Annotated in this window: 20 protein-coding genes and 1 pseudogene; 20 read left to right on the top strand and 1 reads right to left on the bottom strand. The window is 49.1% G+C overall.

Annotation, left to right across the window (positions count from 1 at the left end; genetic code table 11):
- Nucleotides 1-85 precede the first annotated feature (85 nt).
- The 7 genes from lepA to acpS are packed head-to-tail and all read left to right on the top strand — an operon-like array spanning nt 86 to nt 6,261.
- Nucleotides 86-1,885 carry a translation elongation factor 4 gene (lepA, locus tag CBE68_RS07440; RefSeq protein ID WP_087505436.1) on the top strand — a complete coding sequence of 600 codons (1,800 nt, stop codon included), beginning with the start codon at nt 86-88 and terminating at the stop codon, nt 1,883-1,885.
- Between the two features lie 8 nt (nt 1,886-1,893).
- Complete coding sequence (gene lepB, locus CBE68_RS07435; RefSeq protein ID WP_087505435.1) at nt 1,894-2,808, top strand: signal peptidase I; 915 nt, start codon at nt 1,894-1,896, stop codon at nt 2,806-2,808.
- Nucleotides 2,808-3,494, top strand: a complete 687-nt coding sequence (gene rnc, locus CBE68_RS07430) for a ribonuclease III (RefSeq protein ID WP_087505434.1) — start codon at nt 2,808-2,810, stop codon at nt 3,492-3,494. The genes lepB and rnc overlap by 1 nt, the downstream gene beginning before the upstream one ends.
- Nucleotides 3,487-4,389 carry a GTPase Era gene (gene era / locus CBE68_RS07425; RefSeq protein WP_087505433.1) on the top strand — a complete coding sequence of 301 codons (903 nt, stop codon included), beginning with the start codon at nt 3,487-3,489 and terminating at the stop codon, nt 4,387-4,389. Before rnc ends, era begins: the two co-directional genes overlap by 8 nt.
- On the top strand, nt 4,390-5,082 hold the full coding sequence (gene recO / locus CBE68_RS07420; RefSeq protein ID WP_087505432.1) for a DNA repair protein RecO: 693 nt from the start codon (nt 4,390-4,392) through the stop codon (nt 5,080-5,082).
- The gene (gene pdxJ, locus CBE68_RS07415; protein ID WP_087505518.1) at nt 5,079-5,840 is read left to right on the top strand and encodes a pyridoxine 5'-phosphate synthase; all 762 of its coding nucleotides are present in this window, start codon (nt 5,079-5,081) and stop codon (nt 5,838-5,840) included. The genes recO and pdxJ overlap by 4 nt, the downstream gene beginning before the upstream one ends.
- A gap of 31 nt (nt 5,841-5,871) precedes the next feature.
- On the top strand, nt 5,872-6,261 hold the full coding sequence (acpS, locus tag CBE68_RS07410; protein ID WP_087505431.1) for a holo-ACP synthase: 390 nt from the start codon (nt 5,872-5,874) through the stop codon (nt 6,259-6,261).
- On the opposite strand, the gene barA is transcribed toward acpS, so the two are convergent.
- Nucleotides 6,219-8,984 carry a two-component sensor histidine kinase BarA gene (gene barA / locus CBE68_RS07405; RefSeq protein WP_087505430.1) on the bottom strand — a complete coding sequence of 922 codons (2,766 nt, stop codon included), beginning with the start codon at nt 8,982-8,984 and terminating at the stop codon, nt 6,219-6,221. The genes acpS and barA overlap by 43 nt on opposite strands.
- A gap of 111 nt (nt 8,985-9,095) precedes the next feature.
- Between barA and rlmD the strand changes: the two genes are divergently transcribed.
- The 13 genes and pseudogenes from rlmD to CBE68_RS07345 all read left to right on the top strand — a co-directional run bounded on the left by rlmD (nt 9,096) and on the right by CBE68_RS07345 (nt 22,088).
- Nucleotides 9,096-10,376 (top strand): 23S rRNA (uracil(1939)-C(5))-methyltransferase RlmD, encoded by a 1,281-nt coding sequence (gene rlmD / locus CBE68_RS07400; RefSeq protein WP_087505429.1) that lies wholly within the window; start codon nt 9,096-9,098, stop codon nt 10,374-10,376.
- A 40-nt stretch (nt 10,377-10,416) separates the two neighbouring features.
- The gene (gene relA / locus CBE68_RS07395) at nt 10,417-12,606 is read left to right on the top strand and encodes a GTP diphosphokinase (protein ID WP_087505428.1); all 2,190 of its coding nucleotides are present in this window, start codon (nt 10,417-10,419) and stop codon (nt 12,604-12,606) included.
- A gap of 244 nt (nt 12,607-12,850) precedes the next feature.
- Nucleotides 12,851-13,657, top strand: coding sequence for a nucleoside triphosphate pyrophosphohydrolase (gene mazG, locus CBE68_RS07390; RefSeq protein ID WP_087505427.1), 807 nt, complete (start codon nt 12,851-12,853; stop codon nt 13,655-13,657).
- Nucleotides 13,658-13,896: 239 nt separating this feature from the next.
- Nucleotides 13,897-15,528: a CTP synthase gene (locus tag CBE68_RS07385; RefSeq protein ID WP_087505426.1), complete on the top strand. Its 1,632-nt coding sequence runs from the start codon at nt 13,897-13,899 to the stop codon at nt 15,526-15,528.
- Between the two features lie 86 nt (nt 15,529-15,614).
- The gene (gene eno, locus CBE68_RS07380; protein WP_087505425.1) at nt 15,615-16,913 is read left to right on the top strand and encodes a phosphopyruvate hydratase; all 1,299 of its coding nucleotides are present in this window, start codon (nt 15,615-15,617) and stop codon (nt 16,911-16,913) included.
- Nucleotides 16,914-16,984: 71 nt separating this feature from the next.
- Nucleotides 16,985-17,109, top strand: a pseudogene (locus CBE68_RS19065) (hypothetical protein); the annotation flags it as partial.
- A 499-nt stretch (nt 17,110-17,608) separates the two neighbouring features.
- The gene (ftsB, locus tag CBE68_RS07375) at nt 17,609-17,899 is read left to right on the top strand and encodes a cell division protein FtsB (protein ID WP_087505424.1); all 291 of its coding nucleotides are present in this window, start codon (nt 17,609-17,611) and stop codon (nt 17,897-17,899) included.
- Nucleotides 17,896-18,594, top strand: coding sequence for a 2-C-methyl-D-erythritol 4-phosphate cytidylyltransferase (gene ispD, locus CBE68_RS07370; protein WP_087505423.1), 699 nt, complete (start codon nt 17,896-17,898; stop codon nt 18,592-18,594). The genes ftsB and ispD overlap by 4 nt, the downstream gene beginning before the upstream one ends.
- Nucleotides 18,591-19,064, top strand: a complete 474-nt coding sequence (gene ispF / locus CBE68_RS07365) for a 2-C-methyl-D-erythritol 2,4-cyclodiphosphate synthase (protein WP_087505422.1) — start codon at nt 18,591-18,593, stop codon at nt 19,062-19,064. Before ispD ends, ispF begins: the two co-directional genes overlap by 4 nt.
- Nucleotides 19,065-19,074: 10 nt before the next feature.
- Entirely contained in the window at nt 19,075-20,124 is a 1,050-nt protein-coding gene (gene truD, locus CBE68_RS07360; RefSeq protein ID WP_158100524.1) for a tRNA pseudouridine(13) synthase TruD, read from the top strand.
- Nucleotides 20,105-20,869: a 5'/3'-nucleotidase SurE gene (surE, locus tag CBE68_RS07355; protein ID WP_087505420.1), complete on the top strand. Its 765-nt coding sequence runs from the start codon at nt 20,105-20,107 to the stop codon at nt 20,867-20,869. Before truD ends, surE begins: the two co-directional genes overlap by 20 nt.
- A gap of 17 nt (nt 20,870-20,886) precedes the next feature.
- Nucleotides 20,887-21,510 carry a protein-L-isoaspartate(D-aspartate) O-methyltransferase gene (locus CBE68_RS07350; protein ID WP_408633816.1) on the top strand — a complete coding sequence of 208 codons (624 nt, stop codon included), beginning with the start codon at nt 20,887-20,889 and terminating at the stop codon, nt 21,508-21,510.
- Nucleotides 21,507-22,088, top strand: a complete 582-nt coding sequence (locus tag CBE68_RS07345; protein WP_087505419.1) for a YqaA family protein — start codon at nt 21,507-21,509, stop codon at nt 22,086-22,088. Before CBE68_RS07350 ends, CBE68_RS07345 begins: the two co-directional genes overlap by 4 nt.
- Nucleotides 22,089-22,102: the final 14 nt, after the last annotated feature.

Genomic DNA, 22,102 nt, shown 5'->3' with positions numbered 1-22,102 from the left:
GAATGCTGTAGACCTAGTGTCTGCGGTTTATTTTCAGTACAATCTCCGCCCTTGGAATTAACACAAAGCAGGCAGTTCTAACCCAATGAAGCAATCGCACATTCGCAATTTTTCGATTATCGCCCACATCGACCATGGTAAATCGACCTTATCTGATCGATTGATCCAACATTGTGGTGGCCTTAGTGATCGGGAAATGGCGGCACAGGTGTTGGATTCCATGGATTTGGAACGAGAGCGTGGTATCACCATTAAAGCGCAGTCTGTGACGCTTAATTACACCGCTAAAGATGGCGAAACCTATCAGCTAAATTTTATTGATACTCCGGGCCACGTTGACTTCTCTTACGAAGTATCACGCTCGTTGGCTGCTTGTGAAGGGGCTTTGCTGGTCGTTGATGCCGGTCAGGGCGTCGAGGCTCAAACCTTAGCCAACTGTTACACCGCCATTGAAATGGACTTGGAAGTGGTGCCGATCTTAAACAAGATTGATTTGCCACAGGCCGACCCTGATAGGGTGGCTGAAGAGATCGAAGATATCGTTGGTATTGATGCCGTTGATGCGGTGCGCTGTTCAGCGAAAACCGGTATTGGTATTGAGGATGTGCTTGAGCGAATTGTGCAATCGATTCCAGCGCCTGAAGGCAACGAAGAATCTGAAACTCAAGCGCTGATCATCGACTCATGGTTTGACTCCTATCTCGGTGTTGTCTCTCTGGTTCGAGTGAAAAATGGCGAGCTGAAAAAAGGCGACAAGATTCGGGTCATGAGTACTGGCCAAGATTGGGGCATTGACCGCATTGGTATTTTTACACCCAAGCAAACCGATACTGGGGTGCTAAAAACCGGTGAGGTTGGTTGGGTTGTTTGCGGTATGAAAGAGATCTTGGGAGCGCCGGTGGGTGATACCTTGACCCTTGCTCGTAAACCTTGCGAAACCGCATTACCGGGCTTTCAAAAAGTAAAACCGCAGGTCTATGCCGGTTTGTTCCCGATTAGTTCGGACGACTACGAAGCATTCCGAGATGCGCTGGCTAAATTGAGCCTTAATGACGCATCACTATTCTATGAGCCTGAAAGCTCAGCTGCACTGGGTTTTGGTTTCCGCTGTGGTTTCTTGGGCATGCTGCACATGGAAATCATCCAGGAACGCTTGGAGCGTGAATACGATCTAGAGCTTATTACGACCGCACCCACGGTAGTTTATGAAGTGGCAGTAAACGACGGCTCTATCGAAATGGTCGATAGCCCGGCCAAGTTGCCGCCAATCAACAACATTGATGAAATTCGTGAGCCGATTGCCGACGTCAATATTCTGGTGCCACAGGAACACTTGGGTAATGTTATTACTTTGTGTGTCGAAAAGCGTGGTGTGCAAACGAACATGAGTTACCACGGCAATCAAGTATCGCTGAATTATGATATTCCAATGGGTGAAGTGGTTCTTGACTTCTTCGACCGACTAAAATCAACCAGTCGTGGTTATGCATCACTTGATTACAATTTTAAACACTTCCAAGCGGCAAAAATGGTTAGAGTGGACATTCTGATCAATGGTGATCGGGTGGATGCATTGGCGATTATTTGTCATGCCGATAATGCTCAAAGCCGCGGCCGCGCCGTGGTTGAAAAAATGCGCGAGCTCATCCCGCGGCAAATGTTTGATGTTGCAATTCAGGCCGCTATTGGTAACCACGTGATTGCCCGCTCAACAGTCAAGCAAATGCGCAAAAACGTAATCGCCAAGTGTTATGGCGGTGATATTAGCCGTAAGAAGAAACTGTTGGCAAAACAGAAAGAAGGTAAGAAACGAATGAAGCAAGTGGGTAACGTTGAAGTACCTCAAGAAGCGTTTCTGGCCATTCTCAAAGTTGATGGTAAATAGGGATATAAATGGCCACTTATTTTTCTCAGATTTTATTTTTTCTGACCTTGTTCACTGGTTTTGTCTACGCCATGGAACGTTTGGTCTGGAGCAAAAAGCGAGCTGAAGCTTTGGCTGCCGGCGAAGCCAATAGTCAGTCGGGCCTGCCAGACGAAGCCAAGGCCAAGCTGCAGGAAATTCCAGGCTGGATTGATACTGCAGTGTCGGTGTTTCCGGTGCTGGCTTTTGTCTTGATTCTGCGCTCGTTCTTGTACGAGCCGTTTCAAATTCCTTCTGGTTCGATGATGCCCACGTTACTCAAGGGGGATTTTATCCTCGTAGAGAAGTATGCCTATGGTTTGCGTGAGCCGCTGCTTCGCAAGCAAATAGTTGAGACCGGAGCGCCACAACGCGGCGATGTTATTGTTTTTAAATATCCAGAGTCGCCCAACGTTGATTACATCAAGCGTGTTGTTGGTGTGCCGGGTGATTCGATCATTTACCGCGATAAGCAACTGTATGTGAAGCCAGCTTGTGATGGCACAGAGTGTCCCGGGTACCAACCGGTAGAAATGACGAATAAAGCTAAAAGTCAGTATTTACAGGGGCCGTTCCCTTTGATTCAGGCTTCTCAGCAACACGGCGAGACCAACCATCAAATTTTGGTAAACCCAGCCATTCCTGATCGTCTTAACGAATACTACAGCCAACCGGGCACTCAGCTCGATGAGTGGAAAGTACCTGCTGATTCATACTTCGTGCTTGGCGACAATCGCGATAATTCTCGTGATAGCCGATTCTGGGGATTCGTGCCAGAAGAGTATTTGGTCGGTAAAGCCGTGTTTATCTGGATGAGCTTTGAATTTGAGCGCAGCGAAGATTCGTGGTTGCCGTCTTGGATACCAACCGGTATCCGTTTTGAACGTTTAGGAAGTATTGAATAATGGCGTTAAACGCCGTCAATTTAGCACGCTTGCAAACGATCGTGGGTCACCAGTTTGCTCAAGCTCAATTGCTCGAACAAGCGTTGACTCACCGCAGTGCGGCGTCATTGCATAACGAACGCCTCGAATTTCTTGGTGACGCGATTTTGGGTGTGGTCATTGCGGAAGCTTTGTACCATGCTTTTCCAGAGCAAAATGAAGGTGACTTAAGCCGCATGCGAGCGACCCTAGTACGAGGGCAAACGCTGGCAGAATTAGCGCAAGATTTTGGTTTAGGCGACTACCTCAAGCTTGGTCCGGGCGAACTAAAGAGCGGCGGATTTCGTCGCGAATCGATATTGGCCGATGCAGTTGAAGCCATCATCGGTGCGGTGTTCTTGGATGCTGGCATTGAAGTCGCCAAAGCCATGGTCTTGAAATGGTATCAAAGCCGTCTTGCCACCATTGCGCCAGGGGTTAATCAAAAAGACCCCAAAACTCGTCTGCAAGAATACTTGCAAGCGAACAAATTACCGTTGCCCGACTATGAAGTAATTGACACCTCTGGTCAGGCTCACAAGCAAACATTTACTGTGAGCTGCTCAATTGCTGGGGCTGAGCCAGTTATTGCCAAAGGCTCAAGTCGTCGCAAAGCGGAGCAGGCGGCTGCAGAGCAAGTATTGCAGGGGTTACTATCCGATGATTAAACAACGCGCAGGTATGGTGGCTATTGTTGGCCGCCCGAATGTCGGTAAATCGACCTTGCTCAACCAGATCCTTGGCCAAAAAATCAGTATCACATCGAAAAAGCCGCAAACCACTCGTCACCGCATCACTGGCATTTTCACCGAAGGCAATGATCAGGTGGTATTTGTCGATACCCCGGGTCTGCATAAGGAAGAGAAACGAGCCATCAATCGATTGATGAATCGAGCAGCCTCCTCCAGCCTGACCGACATTGAGATGGTGATCTTTCTTTGCGACAGTGATCAGTGGACCACTGATGATGATCTGGTCATTGAGAAGTTGCAGCGCCTGCCGAAGCGAGTAAGGGTGATCGCTGCCATCAATAAGGTTGATCAGTTTAAAGACAAGGCGCAGTTACTACCGATTCTGCAAAAGCTATCTGGCCGCATGTCATTTGATGATGTGATGCCAATCTCGGCAGAAAAAGGTGACAACGTTGATGCTTTGATGAAAATTGTCCTCGATCACTTGCCTGAGTGTGAGCATTTCTTTCCAGAAGATTACGTTACCGATCGGTCGCAACGTTTTATGGCAGCAGAGATTGTGCGCGAGAAACTGATGCGTTTTACTGGTGATGAGCTGCCCTACAGTGTCACGGTTGAAATCGAGCGTTTTGCGGTCAATGAGAAAGGTATTGCTGAACTTAATGCCTTGGTGTTGGTCGAGCGTGACTCACAAAAACGCATGATCATTGGCAAGGGGGGCGAAAAGCTTAAACGCATTGGTCGAGAAGCTCGACTAGACATGGAAGAGTTATTTCAGCAGAAAGTGTTTCTGCAAATCTGGGTCAAAACCAAAAGTGGTTGGGCTGACGATGAGCGCGCTCTGCGTAGCCTGGGTTACGGCGAAGACTAAATGTTACGGGCCCAATTAGAGCCCGCTTATGTGTTGAATCGGCGCCCCTACCGCGAAGATTCAGCGCTAGTCGATTTGCTCACTCAGCAGCATGGCTTGGTGCGTTTGGTTGCCCGAGGCATGAGGCGCAAAAAGCAGCCGCTAGGCGCGATACTGCAACCCTTTGCGCCATTGCTGATTAGCTGGCAAAGCAAGTCTGATTTGGGACAGTTACAACAGGTTGAAGCTGGCAATCAGGCCTTTGCCCTGACCGGCGATAACACTCTCGCCGGTTTTTACCTCAATGAATTACTGTATCGGTTACTGACTCCGTTGGAATCGGCGGGCGCAGTGTTTGCTCACTATGGTGCTGCCATTGCGCAATTAGCTCAGCCAACGGTCAAGTTAGAGCCGGTATTGCGGCAGTTCGAACATGCGCTACTGGATCATCTCGGCTATGGTTTGAGTGATACTCAGCAGCTTGTTGATGATGGCTTTTACCTCTGGGAGCCCCAACAAGGACTGGTGCCGAGTGAGTATGACAGTGCTATTAAGGGCTGGCATTTACAATGTATCGAATCGTCAGATTATGCTGACGAGGCAGTACTGCGGGCTGCCAAGATTTTAACCCGGCAACGGCTTGAGCCATTGTTGGCAGGGCGACCATTGCAGAGTCGTCAAGTATGGTTACAAATGAAACGAGGCAAGGTGTGAAACAAATATATCTCGGTGTCAATATCGATCATGTCGCAACTTTACGTCAGGTTCGTAAAGCCGTTTACCCCGATACGGTCCATGCCGCGGCTTTGGCTGAGCAAGCTGGTGCTGATGGTATCACCGTACATTTACGTGAAGATCGCCGTCATATCCAAGATCGCGATGTCGAAATATTGGCTCAAACCATCAAAACTCGAATGAACTTAGAGATGGCCGCCACCGATGAAATGGTCGCTATTGCCCGTCGTATCAAACCTGAATTTGTTTGCTTAGTACCGGAAAAACGTGAAGAGCTAACAACAGAAGGCGGCTTGGATGTGCAGGGTAATCTTACCCGCATTACCGACGTTGTTGCTCAGTTGGCTGAAGTCGGAATTAAAGTGTCGTTGTTTATCGATGCCGAGCCGGATCAAATTGAAGCTGCCAAGTCCTCTGGTGCACCTTACATTGAACTTCATACTGGCGCTTACGCCGATGCTGAAGATGATGCCAGTCAGCAACTCGAATTAACAAAGATTGCTGCCGGTGCTGAATTTGCTGATGGTCTGGGGTTACGGGTTAATGCTGGCCACGGCTTGCATTACCACAACGTAGCGCCTATCGCTGCTATTCCGCAGATCGAAGAACTAAACATTGGTCATTCGATTGTTGCTCGGGCTGTTTATTCTGGCTTACCCGAAGCCGTCGCAACCATGCGTAAGCTGATGGTTGAAGCGCGCACACAAGCCAGCATTGACGGTGGACTGGTGTTCTAAAACAGCTGTGCTGGTGGAGTGATTTGACGACATGGCAATTATTGGACTTGGCAATGATTTGGTGGAGATTGACCGAATTGAGCAAGTGCTGCAGCGGACGCCAGATCGCTTTGCCGCGCGAGTGCTAACACCAAACGAGTTACGCCAGTTTCAGCAGCATAAACAACCAGCTCGCTTTCTGGCTAAGCGCTTTGCAGCGAAAGAAGCTGCCGCCAAGGCGATTGGCACTGGCATTGCGGCTGGTGTGACTTTTCAAGATTTTGAAGTGTCTAATAATGCTGCAGGGCGACCCTTGCTGACCCTCTCGGGTCAAGCGCTGCAGCTGGCCAATGCACAAGCGATAACCAATTGCTGGTTAAGTCTTTCTGATGAGCGTCACTATGCATTGGCGACTGTGGTATTAGAATCGGTCAGCCCTTGAGGCGGCGATTCAATGAGCTGCTCCAGCAAATCCATCAATTCGAAATATTCTGGTTCAACGTCTTGTTGGCCATATTGCTCCTTGAGCAAACGTTCGAGGGTGCCAACTACTGACTTCAGCTTTGGGATGCCTGCGTAGCAACAAGCACCATGCAAACGGTGCACCTGAGCTTTTAGCGTTGCGGCGTCTTTTGCCTGCCATGCCTGCTCAATTGCATCTCGTGATTCGGGCAGTGATTCGATCAGTAAATGCAGCATTTCTTTGGCTAAATCGGCTCGGCCTCCGGCTTGATTAAGCGCTTGCTGCCAATCGATTAGGGGGTGGCAAAGCTCTTTCGATTGCTGCTTTTGCTGGTTGAAGGTATACCAGTGCTGCAGAATACTATCGAGTAAATTTTCTTCGATGGGTTTGGTCAGATAATCATCCATACCGCTGGCTAGCAAGTTGGCTTTTTCTTCAGGCAAGGCGTGCGCTGTAACGGCGACCACCGGGGTGTGCTGATTGTATTCCCCTTGGCGAATGGTTTGTGTCGCGGTTACGCCATCAACATTGGGCATTTGAATATCCATGAAAATGATATCAAATGACTCTTGTGCTGCCATTTCAATTGCTTGCTCGCCATTATTAGCCATTGCAACTTGCGTTACTTTCTCTTTGAGCAAGGTGACAATCAACTTCAGGTTGGCTGGATTATCGTCCACTGCCAATACTTTCATTGGCATTTTTTCGGCTCGCTGAAGCGATTGATGACCGACAGGGAATGCTTTGGTGGTTCGGGTCATGCGCTGCAACGCATTGAGCAAGCGGTTGCTAACCAAAGGTTTGCGTAAGTGACTAATGAACATGCCTTGGTAATTCTCAAGGTGTTCTAGTTCATGTTGACTGGATACTGCCGATAGCAGCACGGCATGACGGGTAATGTAAGTGAGAGCCTGCAACTGAGCTTGCAGCTGATTGCTATCAAATTCGTCAATTGCAACGACGACGTAGTCGTACTTGACGCTGCGCTTAAGTAGCGACTGCCATTGTTGCTTGCTCCGACATGGGGTAACGTTCATCAGCCAGCCATGCATAGGGGTTTCCAAGCTTTCCAGCGAGTAAGCTTGCGGCTCGTAGATCAGTGCGGTTTTGCCTGCCAACATTTCTGACTGGCTGTGATCGCCTAACGCAATCGGACTTAGACGGCAGCACAGGGTACACCAGAAATATGAGCCCTGATGCAACTCACTCTCTAGGCCAATATCACCATCCATTTCTGCTAGCAGTCGTTTAGTGATCACCAGACCCAAGCCGGTGCCGCCAAAACGTCTTGAGATGCTTGCGTCAGCTTGCGCAAATGCTTGGAACAGCGCTTCTTGCTGCTCATTGGAGATACCAACACCGGTATCCTTCACTTCGAGCTTGAGGCACACATTGTCGCCGCGAACTTGATCAACGCTAATCCGCAGAGTGACGCTACCCTGCTCGGTAAATTTAATCGCATTACCAACCAGATTGGTGATGACCTGCTTGATCCGCAGGGCGTCGCCGAGCAGATCATCGGGCACTTTGTTATCGATGATAAAGGCAAAATCGATACCTTTATGGTGTGCCGTTGGTGCTAGCAACTGCATCACCTCATCGACTGCATCACGCAAAATAAATGGCACTTGCTCGAGTGTCAGCTTACCGGCCTCTAGTTTCGATAAGTCGAGAATGTCATTGATGATACCCAGTAAGTTTTTCGCCGAATTATCAATGGTCATCACTTGGTCATATTGTGACGTCGTCAGTGATGTTTTTAACAGTTGACGGGAGAAACCCAAGACCCCATTGAGCGGAGTACGTAGCTCGTGACTCATGTTGGCCAAGAACTCAGTTTTGACCCGGGCAGCCTCTTGCGCCCTGCGTTTGGCTAAGTCCAATTCAACGTTTTGAATTTCAATCTGTTCTAGGGTTTGACGTAAATCGCTGGTTGCTTGCTCAATATTGTTCTGCATTTCCAAGTGGTATTCGGAAATGGATTTCGCCATGGCGTTAAGACCATTTTTCAAGTCATCGAGCTCGCCGATGTGTTGGCCGCCAAGTCGAGTCTCAAGCTTACCTTTGCGAATATTATCGATGGCATGAACCATCTCGGTAATTGGCTTGGTCACTTTACGGACTAAGCGAATGGTAAACACCATACAAACGCAGATCCCAAGCAGCACAATTAAGAAGGTATAGAATGCTGCTCGATGCTGATTGAGCATGGTCGGCGAGTTGTCTAACTGCAGCGTCAGATAGCCCAACGGTGTCGGTGGTAAACCAACATCCTGCTTTGCCGAGCTTAGGATTGGGGCTCGAAACAAAATCGAGTTGTTGCTGTAGTTATACTCAATGTCAGTGGTGTCTGGCATCGGCTCATCCGGAGTAAGTCGGAACGAGTCAAACTGGCGATGAAAGTTGGAGCTGACAAAGACCTCATGATCAGGGGTGAATACTGTGATTGAGCGAACGGCCGGGGAATGTTTGCGATGGGTGACACTTAACAAACGCATCAATTTTTCGCGATCATTGGTCACTAAGCCCTGTTCCGCAGCAATGGTTAGTGGCTCAATAATGTTGGTGCCGTCTTTGACCAACTGCATCTCGAGTTGCTCATATCTTGTCACCGTAAAATACGAGCCCAGCAACAAGCTCACCAGCACAGTTGGTGCTAATGTCAGTAAGATTACCCAGGTGCGCAAACCGTACTTTGTCATGGTGATGGATTATGGGACAATTCGGCAAATACAAAGGGCTATAATGACACAGCCTCGATCATTTGCACACTTTGTGCGCTGAGCAAGAGCAATTACTCACACATCACCACTATGGCAAACTTCTTTACTCCCAAGAAACGACAAAATAAACAAGTGTTCCAATGTCAGCTCAACGACTTGGATAGTCATGGTCAAGGCGTAGGGCGTTGGCAGCAACGCGCGGTGTTTGTTGCCGGAGGCTTGCCAGGTGAGACTGTCCAAGTTCAAGCCATGGTGCCGAGTAAAGGGCCAATAAAAGCACAGCTGAAAAATATCTCCAAGGCCTCGGAATTTAGGCAAGTGGCTCCTTGTCAGCACTATCATCAGTGTGGTGGTTGTCAGTTGCAGCACCTGCAAGCAGACCAACAAATTCAATACAAACAGCAGGCGTTGCAACGGATGTTGGCTAAAGTTGGGGTAACCATTGACCATTGGGCCTCAGCGATCCATTCACCATCTGATCTAGGCTACCGCAGCAAAGCTCGGTTAGCGTTGGATGTTAGGGGACGGGTCAAACTCGGGTTTCGCCATCAGGAACGTCAAACCATTGTGCCAATTCAGCAATGCCCAGTGCTCGCTGAACCACTGCAGCCGCTGATTAAACCATTGCAAGAGCTGCTCAAGCAATTGGCTTCAGCATCCGATGTTGGTCATATTGAATTGCACCTAAGTGGGCAACAGCCTGCGGTTTGGCTGCATCGTCAAGGTGCTTGGTCGCAACCCGAGCGGCAATTGATCGAACAGTGGTGCCAGCAACACGAAGTTCGACTGCTAACGCAAGATTCTGAGCTCAGTTATCATCTTGGCCAATTTGATGTGACTATTTACTATTGTCGAAGCCACTTCATTCAGAGCAATCGTCAGGTCAATGAACAGATGGTTGCGCAGGCGGTTAGTTGGCTGGAAATGACAGGCAGTGAAACCGTATTGGATCTATTTTGTGGTGCCGGCAACTTCAGCCTACCGTTAGCGACTAAAGCTAAAAAGGTCGTTGGGGTTGAGGGCGTGGCTGCGATGGTGACGCAAGCTCACTCGAATGCTGAGCGCAATCAACTAACAAATGCCGAGTTCTATCAGGCTGATTTGTCGCAACGACTGGATTTACAGCCTTGGTGGCAACCGGTCGATATCATTGTTCTCGATCCTGCTCGCGCAGGTGCGCAGGCCGTAGTGGAACAACTGCCTCACTGTCGAGCTAGTAAAGTGCTCTATATCAGCTGCAATCCGACGACATTGGTCAGAGATTCGGCTATTTTGCAACGCCATGGCTATCAAGCTGAAAAAGCAGGGGTGATGGACATGTTTCCACACACTCATCATCTTGAATCGATGATCTTGTTCAGTAAGAATTAACAGCAACACGTCTTAGTCCTGCCGACAAAGGAGTTTTATCATGGTTTCGGTGCGCCAAGCCCACCAACAGGATCATACGTCAACCGCAGATTGGTTGGCTGCTCTGCCACTCGCTAATCACACCCAGGCACAACGTTTTACCGAGGTGTATCAGTGCGTAGCGGATGTTGCTGGCGAAACCGATGAAAACCAAGAGTTGCTCCGCCAAGGACGCGAGATGGTCGAAATTCTCGTGACCTTGAATATGGATATCGATACTTTGCTGGCAGCGCTCATGGTGCCTCTGGTGCAAGCCAATGCCATCAAGCGAGAGGATATCGAACAGCAGTTTGGTGCTGATATTCAAACGTTGATTCAAAATGTCGACACCATGGATGCGATTAGCACGCTTCATAACCAAAGCGAAAGCGCTTCTGCTGCACAGGTCGATAAACTGCGCCGCATGTTGTTGGCAATGGCGGAAGATGTCCGCGCCGTGGTGATCAAATTAGCATCTCAGATTTGTTATCTGCGATCGGTGAAAAATGCTGATGAAGACACCAGAGTGATGGTTGCGCGTCAGACGTCAACGATTTATGCGCCGTTAGCAAACAGATTGGGAATCGGCCAATTAAAGTGGGAGCTGGAGGATTACGCATTTCGCTATCAGCACCCTGAAACCTACAAGCAAATTGCCAAGCAGTTGAAAGAGAAGCGCTTAGACCGCGAGCGCTACATCACTGAATTTGTTTCTGCTCTTGAAACCGCGTTGGATAAAGAAGGCATCAAAGCCGATGTGCAAGGACGTCCGAAGCACATTTACAGCATCTGGAAAAAGATGCAGCGTAAGAACCTCACTTTCGATAAGTTGTTTGATGTCCGTGCCGTCCGGATCTTAACTGAACAACTGCAAGACTGTTACGGGGCATTAGGAGTAGTGCATACCAACTGGAAGCACTTGGCTAAAGAATTCGATGATTACGTTGCCACGCCGAAGCCTAACGGCTATCGCTCGATTCATACGGTGGTGATTGGCCCTGAAGGCAAAAACGTTGAGATTCAAATTCGTACCCATGAAATGCACGAAGATTCCGAATTGGGAGTTGCGGCGCACTGGAAGTATAAAGAAGGTGGCAGCTCGAGCAGCAAGTATGAAGAGAAAATCGCTTGGCTGCGGAAGATTTTGGCGTGGCAAGATGATGTCGCTGAAAGTGGTGATTTAGCAGAAGAGTTGCGTAATCAGGTCGTCGAAGACCGGGTCTATGTGTTCACTCCAAATGGCGATGTGGTTGACTTGCCAGCAGGCTCCACGCCGCTCGATTTTGCGTACTATGTTCATTCTCAAGTGGGTAACCGCTGCATTGGCTCAAAGGTCGACGGCCGTATTGTGCCGTTCACTTATACCTTACAGAGCGGCGACCGAGTTGAAATCCTAACGGCTAAAAATGGCAAGCCAAGCCGCGATTGGTTGAACCCTAATATGGGTTACATCAACTCGGCACGAGCACGAGCCAAAGTTCAGCACTGGTTCAAACTGCAGGATAAGGACTCCAACCTGCAAGCAGGCAAAGATCTACTTGAAACCGAACTGGCCAAAGTGAACATCGATATCAAGCACATTGGCTTGGCGGTCAAGCGCTTTAATGTCAATCGTGTCGAAGATCTGCAGGCTGCAGTTGGTGCCGGTGATATTCGCTTGAATCAAGTGATTAATTACTTGCAAAGCCAGCTTCACAAACCCAGTGATGAAGAGCTTGCCGAGCGTCTGATTAAGCGAACGAACCACTCGGCTAAAAAGAAAAGTAAGGATGCAGTGGTAGTTGATGGTGTTGGTAACTTGATGACCAACATAGCCCGCTGCTGCCAACCCGTGCCTGGCGATGCCATTGGTGGTTACATTACCCAAGGTCGTGGTATATCGGTGCACCGTTTGGACTGCGATCAGTTTCATGATCTGGCTGAAGCCCATCCAGAGCGAGTGATTGATGTGCGCTGGGGAGAAAACTACTCCGGCGGCTACGCCATTACCATTCGAGTTGTGTCGATGGATCGCAGTGGCTTGCTACGTGACATCACCACCTTGCTGGCCAATGAAAAAATTAATGTCATGGGTATGACGACGCGTTCTAATGCCGCGGACCAAACTGCGACCATCGATATGGATGTTGAAATCTACAATATTGATACCGTTGCTCGAATGCTAACGCGAATCGGCCAGCTCAACGGAGTGATTGAAACTCGCAGGCTTTAGGTCACCGGAACAAACTGGCTGTTGCAGCTCAATGCCCGAACCCTGTCATCAAGCACAATCTCAATGGGGCATGTTGTTGGTGTTTGAGGGGACAAGTATTTGGAGTAGACGGGTTGTCGCAGCTTAATGCTACAAGACGTCGTGAAAACATCCCTGTTGGCTCAGCGGCCGCGTCCATGCGGCCGATGCTTGTATCCTCAAGCTCCAACAACCCGTTGTCGACTCAATCGTAAAGGAGAATTCCGTGAGCCAATCCAGCTCGATTCAACAATTGCTCGATATCATGGCCAAGCTACGCGATCCCAATGGTGGTTGCCCTTGGGACATCAAACAAGATTTTGACAGCATTGTGCCATACACCATCGAAGAGGCTTATGAGGTCGCCGATGCCATCGAACATCGCGATTTTGAAGAGCTGCGTCTAGAGCTGGGTGATTTGTTGTTGCAGGTGGTCTTTCATGCCCAGATGGCAAAAGAGCAATCCTTGTTTGATTTTGATGATGTTGTCGCCGGTATTAATGACAAGCTTATTCGCCGTCATCCTCATGTTTTTGCCAACAAAGAGTTCGTCGATGAAGCTGCAGTATCGGCTAATTGGGAAGCAGAGAAACAAAAAGAACGAGCTCAAAAAGGGGCGGTGAAAACCGGATTACTTGATGCGGTGACCGTTGGTTTACCGGCCTTAATGCGCGCGAATAAATTGCAAAAAAAGGCCTCAAAGGTCGGCTTTGACTGGCCAACACCCGAGCCAGTGTTCGATAAAATCAAAGAAGAGCTGGATGAAGTAGCTGACGAGCTGGCTGCCGATAAAGTTGATCACTCTCGTCTTGAAGCAGAAATCGGTGACCTATTGTTCGCAGTGGTCAATTTAGCGCGCCATCACAACATTGACCCGGAGCATGCGCTACGCATTAGTAACGGCAGCTTTCAACGTCGTTTCGGCTTTATTGAGCAAACGCTAGCTGAACAAGGACGCTCGTTTGAAGACAGCAATCTTGCCGAAATGGACGCCCTTTGGCGCGACGCGAAAAAGCACCTCAGCGACAACTAATGCGATCGAAATGCCATTTTAATTGGGCTCGAAATTGACGTCGTGTTGACGGCCGCCAAGAAATTGTTTTGCATTGATTTGGATAAATAAACCGGTTGTTGATGTGGATCAGCTCAAGAGTCAGTGAAAAACTGTGATCTGAGTTTGTTAACCGAGGGGGCCGCTGATATACTGTCGCCCCGTCTTTTGGTGATCTTTTGATCACGCATAACATCTATCACTCAGCTCTCAGGTTCAGAATGACGACTCGTTATATATTTGTCACTGGTGGGGTAGTTTCATCCCTAGGTAAAGGTATTGCCGCAGCATCTCTCGGCGCCGTGTTAGAAGGACGGGGACTGGATGTCACCATCATGAAGCTGGATCCGTATATTAACGTCGATCCGGGTACCATGAGCCCAACTCAGCACGGTGAAGTATTTGTCACCGAGGATGGTGCTGAGACCGATCTGGACTTAGGTCACTACGAACGCTTTATTCGCACCAAGACCTCAAAACGCAACAACTTCACCACAGGTAAAGTCTACGCCGACGTGCTTCGCAAAGAGCGTCGCGGTGATTACCTCGGTGCCACTATTCAGGTCATTCCACACATCACCAACGCGATTAAAGAGCGCGTGATTGCCGGTGGTGAAGGCCATGATGTAGCCATTGTTGAAGTCGGTGGCACCGTTGGTGATATTGAATCACTGCCGTTCTTAGAAGCCATTCGTCAGCTCGGCGTTGAACTAGGCCGCGAGCGCGCCATGTTCATGCATCTGACTTTGGTACCGTACCTCGCAGCTGCCGGTGAAGTGAAAACCAAACCGACCCAGCACTCGGTAAAAGAACTCCGTTCAATTGGTATTCAGCCAGATATTCTAATCTGTCGTTCTGATCGGACCATTCCTGCTAATGAACGTCGCAAGATTGCTTTGTTTACCAATGTTGAAGAACGTGCTGTTGTGGCACTGAAAGATCTCGACAGCATTTACAAGATTCCATCGGTGCTGAAATCGCAAGGGCTCGATGAGCTAATTTGCCGTCGCTTCCACATTGATGTACCCGAGGCCAACCTTGGCGAATGGGAACAGGTGATCTTTGAAGAAGCCAACCCAGTCGGAGAAGTGACCATTGGTATGGTGGGCAAGTATATTACTTTGCCAGATGCCTATAAATCAGTGAATGAAGCGCTGAAGCACGGTGGTTTGAAAAACCGCTTGAATGTCACCATCAAATACATCGATTCACAAGATGTTGAGAGTAAAGGTGAGGAAGTTCTTGAAGGCATTGATGCTATTTTGGTGCCGGGTGGCTTTGGCGAACGTGGTGTCGAAGGCAAGATTGCCGCGGCCCAATATGCTCGTGAAAACAAAATTCCATACCTAGGTATTTGCCTTGGTATGCAAGTTGCGCTGATCGAATTTTCGCGCAATGTCGCTGGTTTGCAAGGTGCTCACTCAACTGAGTTTGAGCCCGATTCGCCAGCTCCAGTTGTCGGCCTAATCACCGAATGGCTTGATGCCGAAGGTCAGGTTGAGCAGCGCACCGAAACAAGTGACTTAGGCGGCACCATGCGTTTAGGTGGTCAGCAATGTCACTTGGAAGATGGCTCAAAAGCTCGTGAACTTTACGGTAATGCCACTATTGTTGAGCGTCACCGTCATCGTTATGAAGTCAATAACAACTATGTTGACAAGCTAAAACAAGCCGGTTTGGTGTTCTCTGGCTTAAGTGAAGACAAAAAGTTGGTTGAGATCATTGAGCTGGCAGACCATCCGTGGTTTATTGCGTGCCAATTCCACCCGGAGTTCACGTCAACCCCGCGTGATGGCCACCCACTGTTTAGTGGCTTTGTGAAAGCCGCTGGTGAGTACCAAAAAGCCAACTAAACTTTAAACGCCGAATTCAGGGCCGTTGAGTAAGTAGTTCAGCGGCTTTCATTTCACACGTAAATAAATGGATATGAGGAATAACCATGTCTGACATCGTTAAAATCATCGGTCGTGAAATCATCGACTCTCGTGGTAACCCAACTGTTGAAGCCGAAGTACACTTGGCTGACGGCTCTGTAGGCCTAGCAGCTGCTCCTTCTGGTGCTTCTACTGGTTCTCGCGAGGCGCTAGAGCTGCGTGATGGCGACAAAAGCCGCTTCTTGGGTAAAGGCGTTCTTAAAGCTGTTGAAGCTGTGAACGGCCCAATTGCTGGTGCTCTTGTTGGTAAAGATGCCAAAGACCAAGCAGCTGTTGACCAAATCATGATCGATTTGGACGGCACAGAAAACAAATCACAATTCGGTGCCAATGCAATCTTGGCTGTTTCTCTGGCCAACGCCAAAGCTGCAGCTGCTGCCAAAGGCATGCCTTTGTACGAGCACATTGCTGAATTGAATGGCACTCCAGGTGTATTCTCTATGCCTCTACCAATGATGAACATCATCAACGGTGGTGAGCACGCTGATAACAACGTCGACATCCAAGAGTTCATGATTCAGCCAGTTGGCGCGAAAACTCTGAAAGAAGGTCTGCGCATCGGTGCTGAAGTATTCCACAACCTAGCTAAAGTTCTTAAGTCAAAAGGCATGAGCACTGCGGTTGGTGACGAAGGTGGTTTCGCTCCTAACCTAGAGTCAAACGCTGCTGCACTGGCTGCCATTAAAGAAGCTGTTGAAGCTGCTGGCTACGAGCTGGGCAAAGACGTAACTCTGGCTATGGACTGTGCTGCTTCTGAGTTCTACGACAAAGAAGCTGGTAACTACAACATGAAGGGCGAAGGCAAGATCTTCACTTCAGAAGAGTTCAACCACTACTTGGAAGGCCTAGTTGCTGACTACCCAATCGTTTCTATCGAAGACGGTTTGGACGAGTCTGATTGGGACGGTTTCGCACATCAAACTAAATTGCTGGGCGACAAAATCCAATTGGTTGGTGACGATTTGTTCGTAACTAACACCAAGATCCTCAAGCGTGGTATCGACAACGGTATTGCTAACTCTATCTTGATCAAATTCAACCAGATCGGTTCTTTGACTGAAACTCTGGCTGCGATCAAGATGGCGAAAGACGCTGGCTTCACTGCTGTTATCTCTCACCGTTCAGGTGAAACTGAAGATGCAACCATTGCTGACCTAGCTGTTGGTACTGCTGCAGGTCAAATCAAGACTGGTTCTATGAGCCGTTCTGACCGTGTTGCTAAGTACAACCAGCTGATCCGTATCGAAGAAGCTCTAGGTTCTAAAGCTCCTTACAACGGTCTGAAAGAAGTTAAAGGTCAGTAATTGACGCTTTAAGCTTTTAGCTTGTTGATAAATCCTCGCTTCGGCGGGGATTTTTTTTACCCTGAGAAAACTCAATGAGCCGTTCTGACCGTGTTGCTGCTCATATCTAACTACGGGCAACCAGCTGATCCGTATCGAAGAAGCTTTGGGCGAAAAAGCACCGTACAACGGTCTGAAAGAAGTTAAAGGTCAATAATTTATTGGATTACTCCTCAGAAGAGCCCATGACTTCGTTGGAAATGCTCACAAATTCGTCTGGAACGAATTTGAACAGCTTTAGCTGGCCCAGAGGGCGAAGCGCATGGATGCGCGAAGTATTTGCAATAGCAAACTGCGCGTTTCGGTCTTGTCCTGAACACTTCTGAGTTCAATCCAAACAAATTATTTAGCTGATTTAGCTCATTAAAAACCTCGCTCTGGCGGGGTTTTTGCTTTTTTAGAGCGTTCGAGTGTTGCGTTGGGAATGCTCACAAATTGGTCTGGAACGAATTTGAACAGCTTTAGCTGGCCCGGAGGGCGAAGCGCATGGATGCGCAGTGAACCTTGCGCAAACACGGGGAAATCATTGCCGGAGTATACGGTAAGCTAAAAAAGTGACCAAATCTCAAACAAAACTCTTGTTGGCAACTTTTTAAGTTGGCTATCCTTCTGCAACCTCGCATAATAACGTCAAAGTTAATCGAACCGCCCGCTACATGCGTTTTGTTACCCCTATATTGTTGATCTTGCTTGTGCTGCTGCAGTACCGACTTTGGTTCGGCCGCAACAGCATGCCTGATTATGTCGTTCTGACAGAGCGGGTGGCGGAGCAGCAGCTGACCAATGAAAAGCTAAAACGGCGCAATGAACTGCTTTATGCCGAGATTGGCGATTTAAAAAGTGGCTTGGATGCGATTGAAGAACGAGCTCGTAATGAGCTGGGGTTAATTCAAAAAGATGAAGTGTTCTACCGAATTTATCAGGATCTGGAGGAGCCAGATTCATGAGTAATGCCGCCAATCTGGTGGCTGTCATTCCAGCGGCGGGTGTTGGCTCGCGTATGCAGGCTGATTGTCCCAAGCAGTACCTATCCATTGAAGGGCAGCCTGTTCTCTGGCATAGCGTGTCAAGACTACTTGCGCATCCTAGAGTGTCACAGGCGGTCGTTGCTGTGTCGGCCAATGATCCGTACGTCGGCGATATTCAGTGGCCTGTCGACAAACCAGTCCATGTGGTTACTGGCGGCAAAGAGCGCGCTGATTCGGTGTTGGCAGGTATTCGATATGCGATATCAGTTTGTCGAGCCGATTGGGTCTTGGTTCATGATGCTGCGCGGCCTTGTTTGCGGGCGGCAGATTTGGAGCAATTGATTGCCACTTCGATGTCCACCAACATAGGTGGAATCTTGGCAGTGCCCGTTCGCGACACCATGAAACGATCCGACAACGGTGCCATCAGTGCAACGGTTGATCGAACCGCGCTATGGCATGCGCAAACGCCACAGATGTTTCCTGCTGCTGAGCTCGAGTCGGCCCTTGCCTCTGCGCTTACAGCTGGCGCAACCATTACCGATGAAGCATCAGCACTGGAATGGGCCGGCAAGCAGCCATTATTGGTTGAAGGTCACGCCGACAATATAAAAATCACCCACCCTGAAGATTTAGCGTTGGCACGCTTTTACCTACAACAGGAGCTCGTATGATTCGTATCGGTCATGGTTTTGATGTCCATAAATTTGGTGGCGAAGGGCCGGTGATCATTGGTGGTGTATCGATTGATTACGAAATGGGATTAGTTGCTCATTCGGATGGCGATGTGCTGTTGCACGCCATTAGCGATGCGATTCTAGGTGCCATGGCGCTTGGCGATATTGGTCATCATTTTCCAGATAACGATGATGCTTATGAAGGGGCAGACAGTCGTGAATTGTTGCGCCAGTGTTTTGCTCAGGCCGAGCAGAATGGCTACGTCCTTGGCAACCTTGACGCCACTATTGTTGCCCAAGCGCCGAAAATGGCGCCGTACATCGAACAAATGAAGCAGCATCTGGCGGAAGATCTCAAGTGTGGCTTGAATCAAGTCAATGTTAAGGCCACGACTACCGAAAGGCTCGGCTACACCGGCCGTAAAGAAGGTATCGCCGCTCACGCAGTGGTATTGCTGCAACGATAATCAAGTAGTTATGACTAAATATTCCCTCGAACAGTTGGCGTATCGCTTTGGTAAGCCAACAGAAACTGCCGCGATTCGTAAACAGCCTGAACACTTTAAAGTACAGGAGCTGATCCGAGTTGAGCCCGACGGCCAGGGCGAGCACTTGTGGTTGAACATTCGCAAACGCGGGATGAATACTCAGTATTTGGTCAAACAGGTGGCGAAGTGGGCCGGAGTGGCGGAGCGACAAGTTAGCCATGCCGGATTAAAAGATCGCCACGCCGTCACTGAGCAGTGGTTGTCGGTCCAATTGCCCGGCAAACCAGATCCCGATTTTCAGTTGCTAGAGTCTGATGATATTCAGGTCATTGCTGCTCATCGCCATTCGCAAAAGCTTCGCCCCGCGGTACTATTGGCTAATCGGTTCGAGTTAACCCTTACCAAAGTTAGCGATCCTCAAGCAGTGATCGAGCGCTGGCAGAAAATCTCCGCTGGGGTACCAAACTACTTTGGTGAGCAACGATTTGGTCATGACTTTGGCAACATAGAAAAAGCCAAGCAGCTATTTGCCGGTAAGCACTTTAAACGTCACCTGCAAGGTTTGTTTTTATCCGCAGCACGTTCTTGGTTATTTAATCGGATTGTTAGTAACCGGATTAATGAGCAACAGCTACAAACTCTTGTTTCCGGCGATATGTTGATGCTGGCGGGCAGTCGAAGCCACTTTATGAATCAAGGTGAAAGTGATCTGCCGCAACGCTTAGCCTCGGGCGATGTGCAGTTGACCGCGCCTATGTGGGGCGAGGGCTTCGAAAAGCTAGCAGGTGACTACGCCCAGTTAGCTCAATCTGTTATCAACGAAGAACCTGAATTGGCCAATGGTTTGGTTGCACAGCGGGTTAAGCTGGCTTTGCGGCCGTTACTATTGAAACCCGAACATGGTCGTATTGACCAAGTTGTCGATGATGTCAGAATCGGCTTTGTGTTACCTTCTGGTTCTTTCGCAACCAGTATTCTTCGCGAATTAGTGTCCTATCAGGATGTTTCAGGGAGTGCCCATGCAGATCTTGGTGAGTAATGATGATGGCGTACAGGCGCCAGGGATTGAAGCGCTAGAACGAGCATTGGCCAATTTGCCTGGCGTCACAGAAGTCATGGTCGTAGCGCCCGATCGCAATTGCAGTGGCGCGTCGAATTCGCTGACATTAGAGAACCCGCTTCGAACCCAGACTTTAGCGAACGGTTATATCTCAGTGAAAGGTACTCCGACCGACTGCGTTCACTTAGCCATCAATGAGTTGTTGCCACAACTGCCAAGTTTAGTGGTGAGTGGTATCAATGCTGGTGCAAATCTGGGCGATGATGTGATCTATTCCGGTACTGTTGCAGCGGCGACAGAAGGGCGATTTTTAGGCCTGCCAGCGATCGCGGTGTCGCAATGCGCGAGAGAGCCAAAACATTTCGCTACTGCGGCAAAAGTGGCAGCGCAAGTAGTTGCCCAGTTGATGAAGTCACCGCTAGAATCGGACCAAATTATTAACGTCAATGTGCCTGATCTGCCATTTGAGCAACTGAAGGGCTTTAAGGTGACACGACTAGGTAGCCGTCATCGAGCTGAGCATATGATTCGGACAACGGATCCTGCCGGTAGAGAAATCTTTTGGCTTGGCCCGCCGGGAGAAAAAGCCGATGCCGGCGAAGGTACCGACTTTCACGCCATCGAGAATGGTTACGTATCCATTACCCCTATTAAGGTCGACTTGACGGCCCATCGGCAACTACCAGCGCTCACCGAATGGGCTAGCCAACTAACACTGGAATGATGAAAGAATTGAATGCCATGTCTCGCAATGGACTGCGCTTAGCCAGCGTATTACAACAACAAGGGATTACCGACCAAGCGGTCCTCAAAGCCATTGCAATGGTGCCTCGAGAGCATTTTGTTGAGTCGATCTTAGGCCATAAAGCCTACGAGAACACCGCGTTGCCAATTGGCCAAGGGCAAACCATTTCGCAACCCTATATTGTTGCCAGAATGACTGAGCTGTTGCTGCAAAACGCGCCGCAATCGGTATTAGAAATAGGTACCGGATCCGGCTATCAAACTGCAATTTTAGCGGCGCTCGGTTTGAAGGTGTTTAGTGTTGAACGAATCCGTTCGTTGCAGTGGCAGGCGAGGCGACGTCTCGGCCAGCTTGACTTGCATGGTGTGTCGATGCGTCATGGCGATGGTTGGCAAGGCTGGCAAAGCAAAGGGCCGTTTGATTCGATTATTGTCACAGCCGCAGCGGCGGAAGTGCCTGAAGCATTGAAACAACAGTTGAATATTGGCGGAAGATTGGTGATCCCTGTTGGCGAAGCGCAACAACAGTTGTACATTATCGACCGACACGAAGACGGATTTTCAGAACAAGTGATTGAAGCCGTTCGCTTCGTACCTTTGGTACCCGGAGATTTAGCATGAAGATATTCACAGGGATGTATGATTGGGTGATGACCAAAGTACAACATCGTCACGCACCGACATATCTCGCTGCCCTCAGTTTTACTGAATCGGTAATTTTTCCCATCCCACCTGATGTGATGCTTGCTCCTATGTCGCTGGCGCAAACTGCCAAGGCATGGCGTTACGCTACCATTACCACGATAGCCTCAATAATCGGCGGTGCCTTAGGGTACTTGCTGGGTTATCTACTATTCGATCCTCTGGTTGTTCCAGTGATTGAATCGATGGGCAAGATGGACAAGTTCAACCTTGTGGTCGACTGGTTTGAGCAATACGGCGTTTGGGTGGTATTCATTGCCGGTTTCTCGCCAATACCCTACAAATTGTTCACCGTCGGTGCAGGCGTTCTAAGCATGGCTTTTTTGCCATTTATGCTCGCTTCTGCGGTTGGACGGGGAATGCGTTTCTTCTTAGTTGCTGGACTGATGGTTTGGGGCGGTGCTGCAATGGAGCAAAAGCTGAGGCAGTACGTTGAGGTACTTGGCTGGCTAGTCGTTGCTCTAGGTGTTGTTTTGTATCTAGTGCTGAAGCATTAGTAGTAATCAGGAGA

Source organism: Neiella marina, from assembly GCF_002165625.1.
Lineage (GTDB): Bacteria > Pseudomonadota > Gammaproteobacteria > Enterobacterales > Neiellaceae > Neiella > Neiella marina.
Note: the sequence above shows the minus strand (reverse complement) of the source record. Positions and strands in the feature narration are given on the sequence as shown.